7 protein-coding genes are annotated in these 7,639 nt (G+C 39.2%); all 7 read left to right on the top strand.

Annotation, left to right across the window (positions count from 1 at the left end; translation table 11 throughout):
* The 7 genes from BAZO_RS15650 (at position 1) to acpP (ending at position 7,527) form a co-directional block, all read left to right on the top strand.
* Positions 1 to 1,680 carry a DAK2 domain-containing protein gene (locus BAZO_RS15650; RefSeq protein ID WP_003332627.1) on the top strand — a complete coding sequence of 560 codons (1,680 nt, stop codon included), beginning with the start codon at positions 1 to 3 and terminating at the stop codon, positions 1,678 to 1,680.
* A gap of 79 nt (positions 1,681 to 1,759) precedes the next feature.
* A complete protein-coding gene (gene recG / locus BAZO_RS15655; protein WP_003332628.1) occupies positions 1,760 to 3,805 on the top strand; it encodes an ATP-dependent DNA helicase RecG in 2,046 nt (681 codons plus the stop codon).
* 82 nt (positions 3,806 to 3,887) lie between these two features.
* A complete protein-coding gene (gene fapR, locus BAZO_RS15660) occupies positions 3,888 to 4,475 on the top strand; it encodes a transcription factor FapR (protein WP_003332629.1) in 588 nt (195 codons plus the stop codon).
* Positions 4,472 to 5,455, top strand: a complete 984-nt coding sequence (gene plsX / locus BAZO_RS15665; RefSeq protein WP_003332630.1) for a phosphate acyltransferase PlsX — start codon at positions 4,472 to 4,474, stop codon at positions 5,453 to 5,455. The genes fapR and plsX overlap by 4 nt, the downstream gene beginning before the upstream one ends.
* A 13-nt stretch (positions 5,456 to 5,468) precedes the next feature.
* Positions 5,469 to 6,413, top strand: coding sequence for an ACP S-malonyltransferase (gene fabD / locus BAZO_RS15670; RefSeq protein ID WP_003332631.1), 945 nt, complete (start codon positions 5,469 to 5,471; stop codon positions 6,411 to 6,413).
* Complete coding sequence (gene fabG, locus BAZO_RS15675; RefSeq protein ID WP_003332632.1) at positions 6,413 to 7,153, top strand: 3-oxoacyl-[acyl-carrier-protein] reductase; 741 nt, start codon at positions 6,413 to 6,415, stop codon at positions 7,151 to 7,153. Before fabD ends, fabG begins: the two co-directional genes overlap by 1 nt.
* A gap of 137 nt (positions 7,154 to 7,290) precedes the next feature.
* Positions 7,291 to 7,527 (top strand): acyl carrier protein, encoded by a 237-nt coding sequence (gene acpP / locus BAZO_RS15680; RefSeq protein ID WP_003332633.1) that lies wholly within the window; start codon positions 7,291 to 7,293, stop codon positions 7,525 to 7,527.
* Positions 7,528 to 7,639: the final 112 nt, after the last annotated feature.

The raw sequence follows: 7,639 nt of genomic DNA on the forward strand, positions 1-7,639 counted from the left end.
GTGACGATGCAACAATTAGACGGAATAAAGTTTGCCGGGATGGTGCTTGCAGGTGCCAATAATTTATCAAGAAATGCGAAAATGGTTGATGCATTAAACGTGTTCCCTGTACCGGATGGTGACACAGGTACAAATATGAATTTATCAATCACCTCCGGAGCAAATGAAGTAAAACAGCAAACGATGAACCATGTTGGAAGAGTAGCATCAGCTTTTTCAAAGGGCTTATTAATGGGTGCACGCGGAAATTCAGGTGTTATTTTATCACAATTATTCCGTGGATTTGCGAAGTCTATTGAAACGAAGGAAACGATAAATAGCTTTGAATTTGCTGCTGCATTTGAGGCAGGAGTACTGACAGCCTATAAGGCAGTTATGAAGCCTGTTGAAGGTACGATCTTGACAGTGGCAAAGGATGCAAGTAAAAAGGCAATACAAGTTGCAAAAAAGAATAATGATATCGTTCAAGTAATGGAAGAGGTATTAAAGGAAGCAAAGGCCTCTTTAGATCGCACCCCTGACTTGCTCCCTGTATTAAAGGAAGTGGGGGTAGTTGATAGTGGTGGTCAAGGTCTTGTTACCATTTATGAAGGCTTTTTAGCGGTGTTAAAGGGGGAGGAACTACCTGAGGTTTCGGAAGCGCAGCCTTCAATGACAGAGCTTGTAAATGCCGAGCATCATAAATCTGTACAAAGTCATCTGCTTACAGAGGATATTGAATTTGGTTATTGTACCGAGTTTATGGTCAAGTTTGAAGAAGATAAATTAAAGAATAATCCATTTTCAGAGGATGATTTTCGTCAAACCTTGAGCCATTATGGTGACTCATTACTTGTTGTATCCGATGAAGAAATAGTAAAAGTACATATTCATGCTGAGCATCCCGGAAACGTATTGAATTACGCCCAAAACTTTGGGGGTCTGATTAAAATTAAAATTGAAAATATGAGGGAACAGCATTCATCAATCTTGGAGGCTGATCAACATGTGACAACCTCTGAAAATAAAGCCCCACAGAAAAAGAGCGAATATGGGATTGTTGCCGTTGCAATGGGGCGCGGTATTGCTGAATTATTAAAAAGCTTAGGGGCCGGGGCCGTCATTGAAGGCGGACAAACGATGAACCCAAGTACAGAGGATATTGTCCAAGCCATTAATAATGTTCATGCTGAAAAGGTTATTGTTTTGCCAAATAATAAGAATATTATTATGGCCGCCACACAAGCTGCAACTGTCGTCAACCAAGAGGTTATTGTTATTCCTTCCAAAACAGTACCCCAGGGTATGACTTCACTTCTTGCATTTAATCCAGCAGTTACGGCTTCTGAAAATGAAAAAGCAATGACGAATGCCCTTGATAAAGTAAAAACCGGGCAAATAACCTATGCTGTCAGAGATACGGTCATCGATGGTTTAGAAATCAAAAAAGATCATTTCATGGGAATTTTGGATGGGAAGATTGTAGTAACTGATCAAGATAAAAATAAGGCTGCCATCGCTTTACTGGAAAACATGATCTCAGAAGACGATGAAATTATTACGATTTTTCAAGGTGAAGATGCTAATGACAGCGATCTTTCAGAGCTTGATCAATTTCTTGAAGAAAACTTTCCTGATATAGAAGTTGAAACGCATAATGGGGAACAGCCTTTATACCCATTCATCTTTGCTGTTGAATAATTTTAATTAATATAACAAGGCTCGTTCGATCCGTAAAAGAATGAGCCTTTTTACTGTAAAATAAAGGGAGCAGTAGCAAGTGAATATTTTAAGTAAGGAAATCATTGAGATCAAGGGAATCGGCGAGGAAACAGCTCTTTCATTAAATGAGTTGGGGATCTACACTATTGTTCAGCTTTTGGAATACTTTCCTTATAGATATGAAGATTACCGAATTTGCAATTTAGGTGATATCAAACATGATGAGAGAATAACAGTAGAAGGGAAGGTTCATAGCGAGCCTTCTTTGACGTTTTATGGACGAAAAAAATCCCGTCTCTTAATTAGAGTTTTTGTTAATCAATTATTAATTTCAGTCGTCTTTTTTAATCAGCCCTATCTGAAAAAACAAATTACAATTGGCGATACAGTAACAATAACGGGAAAATGGGACCAACATCGACAAACGATTACGGGCAATGTTTTGAAAAAAGGCTCAGTTATAAGAAAACAACAATTTGAACCAGTGTACTCTGTTAGAGGCAAAATCACCGTAAAAGGGATGCAGCGTCTACTATCACTTGGTTTACATCAATATGGAGAATATATTGATGATCCGCTGCCTTCATCCATTTTAAAAAGATATAAACTACTTTCTAAAAAAGAAGCAATCTTTCAAATCCACTGTCCTACCAGCCCCGAGCATTTAAAACAAGCAAGAAGAAGGCTAGTGTATGAAGAGTTTTTGCTTTTTCAATTAAAAATGCAGGCATTACGAAAATTTGAAAGAGAGCAAAGTGGTGGTGTTGCACATGAATTTTCAATAGGAACAGTGAACCAATTTATAAACTCTTTGCCGTTTCCATTAACCAATGCCCAAAAAAGAGTAGTTGATGAGATTCTTAATGATCTGTCCTCCCCATATCGGATGAATCGGTTGTTGCAGGGGGATGTCGGTTCTGGAAAAACAGTAGTTGCTGCCATTGCTTTATATGCGTCAAAATGTGCAGGATTCCAAGGGGCCTTAATGGTACCAACAGAAATACTGGCCGAGCAGCATGCTGCCTCACTTTCTTCGATTTTAGAGCCGCAGAAAATAAAAACTGCTCTTTTAACAAGTTCTGTAAAAGGAAAAAAGAGACAGGAAATTTTGGAACAATTAAAGAACGGTCAAATTGATATCTTGATTGGTACACATGCCTTAATTCAAGATGAAGTTAATTTTAATAAATTAGGACTAGTCATTACTGATGAACAGCATCGCTTCGGTGTTGAGCAAAGGCGTATTTTACGAGAAAAAGGCGAAAGCCCTGATGTCTTATTTATGACGGCAACTCCCATTCCACGGACGTTGGCCATTACTGTTTTTGGGGATATGGATGTTTCGGTTATTGATGAAATGCCTGCAGGACGTAAACAAATAGAAACCTATTGGGTCAAGGATAAAATGCTTGACCGCGTTTTAAAATTTGTATCTAAAGAAATCGCAAAAGGTCGACAGGCTTATGTGATTTGTCCCTTAATTGAAGAATCAGAAAAACTGGACGTCCAGAATGCGATAGATGTCCATAGTGTGCTTAATCAATATTTTCCGAAGGAGATTAAGGTTGGTCTAATGCATGGTAGACTTCATGCTACAGAAAAAGAGGATGTCATGAAGAAATTTAGCAATAATGAATATCAAATTCTCGTCTCAACGACCGTAGTAGAAGTTGGTGTAAATGTTCCAAACGCAACGGTTATGGTCATTTACGATGCAGAAAGATTTGGATTATCACAGCTTCATCAATTACGCGGGCGTGTAGGACGGGGCAGCGACCAATCGTATTGTATATTAATTGCTAATCCGAAATCGGATGTCGGTAAAGAGCGCATGACGATCATGACGGAAACAAATGATGGGTTCGAGCTCTCGCAAAAAGACTTGGAACTCCGGGGACCAGGAGACTTCTTCGGAAAAAAACAAAGTGGTTTGCCACAATTCAAGGTTGCGGATATGGTCCATGATTTTAAAGTATTAGAAGTTGCGAGAAATGATGCAGCTAAACTTATTTCATCAACTGCCTTTTGGAAAAGTGATGATTTTCATATGTTGCTCTCTTTTTTAGAAGGAACTGGTATTCTTAATGGCGAAAAACTAGATTAGAAGGAAATTAAAACTTGCAAGCGTGGCTGGAAATCCCTATACTACTATTAGTACCTAGTCTTAGTATCGGAAGGTGAAATCAGTGCGACTATCTAAAAAAGAGCGGCAGCAATTATTAAAATCCACAATAGATCAAACGCCATTTATCACTGATGATGAGCTTTCAAAAAAATTCAATGTCAGCATTCAGACGATTCGCTTAGATCGGCTTGAATTATCGATTCCAGAACTTCGCGAAAGAATTAAAGATGTAGCAAAGAGTAAGCTGGATGAGGAAGTAAAGTCGTTGCAAATTGAAGAAATTATCGGTGAAATTGTTGATTTAGAGATGGATAACAGTGCAATTTCCATTTTCGATGTAAAAAGTGAACACGTTTTTACAAAGAAGCGAATTGCGCGAGGACACCATCTTTTTGCGCAAGCTAACTCATTAGCAGTTGCATTAATCGACGATGAATTGGCATTAACGGCTAAAGCAAATGTGAAATTTACCCGTCAAGTTAAGGAGAATGAACGGGTAATTGCCAAGGCTAAAGTTATTTCCAATGATGAAGAAAGACATAGAACGATAGTTTTAGTACAATGCTACGTTGGACAAGAGCTTGCTTTCATAGGTGAATTTGAAATGTATCGTACGAATAAAATTAATAAAGGCAGGTCCAATGAATGAGAATAGCCATTGATGCGATGGGCGGGGATCACGCCCCAGAGCAAATCATTAAAGGTGTAAATGAAGCAGTAACAGCATTTCCTTTTCTTGAGTTTACTTTAGTCGGAAATGAAGAGAAAATTAAAAAGTATTTAGTAAGTTCTGAGAAAGTATCGATTATACATACTGATGAAGTAATTGAAGCAACAGATGAACCTGTGCGTGCCGTTCGTCGAAAAAAAACAGCTTCAATGGTTTTAATGGCAAATGAAGTCAAAGAGGGGCGTGCTGATGCCTGTATATCGGCAGGGAATACAGGTGCGTTAATGGCCGCAGGCTTATTCGTTGTCGGCAGGATTGAAGGAATTGACCGTCCGGCGCTATCCCCGACCTTACCAACGATTGATGGTCAAGGTTTTGTATTTTTGGATGTTGGCGCGAATGCTGATGCCAGACCGGAACATTTGCTTCAGTTTGCTATTATGGGTTCTGTCTATGCTGAAAAGGTTCGGAAAATCAATAATCCAAGAGTGGGACTTCTCAATGTAGGGACAGAGGAGAAAAAAGGGAATGACTTAACCAAACATGCCTTTCCTCTATTACAGGATGCTCCAATCAATTTTGTAGGTAATGTTGAAGCCAGAGATTTACTCGAAGGCGTTGCCGATGTTGTTGTGACTGACGGCTTTTCCGGTAACATTGCTTTAAAATCAATTGAAGGGACCGCCCTGGCGATATTTTCGATGCTAAAAACAGAACTAACAAGCAGTTTAAAAACAAAGCTTGCCACGGGCGTCATTAAGCCTCAGCTCCGTAATTTAAAAAATAAACTGGACTACTCGGAGTACGGTGGAGCAGGTTTGTTCGGCTTAAAGGCACCAGTTATTAAAGCACATGGATCGTCTGATCAAACAGCGATTTTAAATGCGATTAGACAAGCAAAAGATATGGTGGAAAAACAAGTCATCCAAACGATTGAAACAACAATACAGTCAAAATAAAGGAGGAGAAAAAGTGGGTAAAATCGCTTTTATTTTTCCAGGTCAAGGTTCACAAACAGTAGGAATGGGGCAATCATTAGCTAATGAATCAGAAAAATCAGCTAAAGTGTTTCAAAAAGCCGATGAAAGACTTGGATTTTCATTATCTGATATTATTTTTAATGGTCCGAGCGAGACGCTGACCTTAACTGAAAATGCACAACCAGCTTTACTAACGACGAGCATCGCTGTTTTAGAATTATTGAAAGAGCATGGCATTAAAGCGGATTTTACGGCAGGACACAGTTTAGGTGAATATACCGCTTTAGTTGCTGCTGGAGCGATTAGCTTTGAAGATGCAGTATATGCTGTAAGAAAACGCGGTGAATATATGGAAGAGGCTGTTCCGGCAGGTGTAGGAACAATGGCTGCTATTTTAGGCATGGATGAAAGTGAGCTGCAGGCTGTTACAGAGGAAGTAACAGCGGGAGGCGACACCGTCCAATTAGCTAATCTAAATTGCCCAGGCCAAATTGTTATATCAGGTACCAAACAAGGTGTCGAGGACGCGTCACAGTTAGCAAAAGAGCGTGGAGCCAAAAAAGTCATTCCATTAGTTGTAAGTGGTCCTTTTCATTCTATCTTAATGAAGCCTGCTGCCGAGAAGTTTGGAGCTGTTCTAAATGAAATTGAAATTCGTAATGCAGAAATTCCGGTGATTGCGAATGTAACAGCTCAAGCTATGACGGAAAGTGAAGATATTAAGGAGAAATTGATCCAACAGCTATATTCACCAGTTCGTTGGGAAAAGTCAGTAGAAACGATGCTTGATTTAGGTGTGGATACATTTATTGAAATTGGACCAGGTAAAGTATTGTCAGGATTGGTTAAAAAAGTAAACCGCAGAGTAAATGCATATGCGATTTCAGACCAAGAAACATTACTTGATGTGGTAAATAAACTTAAGGGGGACGCATAATGTTAACGGGAAAGGTTGCACTTGTTACAGGCGCTTCACGAGGAATTGGAAGAGAAATTGCAATTGAATTGGCAGAAGCTGGAGCAAAGGTTGCGGTTAACTATTCAGGCAGTGAAGCTAAAGCGAATGAAGTTGTAGATCAAATAAAAGCTGCTGGTGGAGAAGCTTTTGCCATTCAAGCTAATGTATCAAATACTGAATCTGTTGAGGCAATGGTTAAAGAAGTAATATCACAATTTGGTGCATTAGACATCCTTGTCAACAATGCAGGAATTACAAGAGATAATTTATTAATGAGAATGAAGGAAGAAGAATGGGATGCTGTCATTAATACAAATCTAAAAGGTGTATTTATTTGTACTAAGGCTGTAACACGCCAAATGATGAAGCAAAGAAAAGGACGTATTATTAATATTGCTTCCATCGTCGGTGTTTGTGGTAACCCAGGGCAGGCGAACTATGTTGCTGCTAAGGCCGGTGTCATCGGTTTAACGAAGACAACAGCGAAGGAGCTGGCAAGCCGCAACATTACAGTTAATGCGATTGCACCTGGCTTCATTACGACGGATATGACAGATGAACTTCCTGAAGATATTAAAAATGAAATGTTAAAGCAAATCCCGCTAGCCCAGTTTGGTAGCCCATCTGATATTGCCAATGTAGTACGTTTCTTAGCAGCTGATGAGAGCAGCTACATTACAGGGCAAACAATCCACGTTGATGGTGGCATGGTGATGTAAATACAAAAGCGGAAGTCCATTAGTCGCTGGGCGCTGTAGCTGGACGGATATTCTCATGAAATTTTAAATAAGTGTTCAGAGCTCTAGTTTTTTTGGTCATAATTTAATATAATACCTTAAGGGGAGGTGAACGAACAATGGCAGATGTTTTAGAGCGTGTAACAAAAATTATCGTAGATCGTTTAGGTGTTGAGGAAGCAGATGTTAAATTAGAAGCTTCTTTTAAAGAAGATCTAGGAGCAGATTCCCTTGATGTAGTTGAATTAGTTATGGAATTAGAAGATGAATTCGATATGGAAATCTCTGATGAGGATGCAGAGAAAATTTCTACTGTTGGAGATGCTGTTAACTACATAAACGCATTAGCAAAATAATAAGAGTCCCGTGGATATCACGGGGCTTTCTCCAACTTTTTAACTTTATTCTGCAGAATAAAGTTAAAGCCTCCGGCGGATGCCTCAGATTTTCAGAGGTAGTTTTTCGAGC

The organism is Schinkia azotoformans LMG 9581, from assembly GCF_000307855.1.
Taxonomy (GTDB): Bacteria; Bacillota; Bacilli; order Bacillales; family Bacillaceae_J; genus Schinkia; species Schinkia azotoformans.

Coding starts and splice junctions, on each gene's coding strand:
- plsX (WP_003332630.1), top strand. CDS start 4,472: ATGAGAATAGCCATTGATGCGATGGGCGGGGATCACGCCCCAGAGCAA.
- fabG (WP_003332632.1), top strand. CDS start 6,413: ATGTTAACGGGAAAGGTTGCACTTGTTACAGGCGCTTCACGAGGAATT.
- acpP (WP_003332633.1), top strand. CDS start 7,291: ATGGCAGATGTTTTAGAGCGTGTAACAAAAATTATCGTAGATCGTTTA.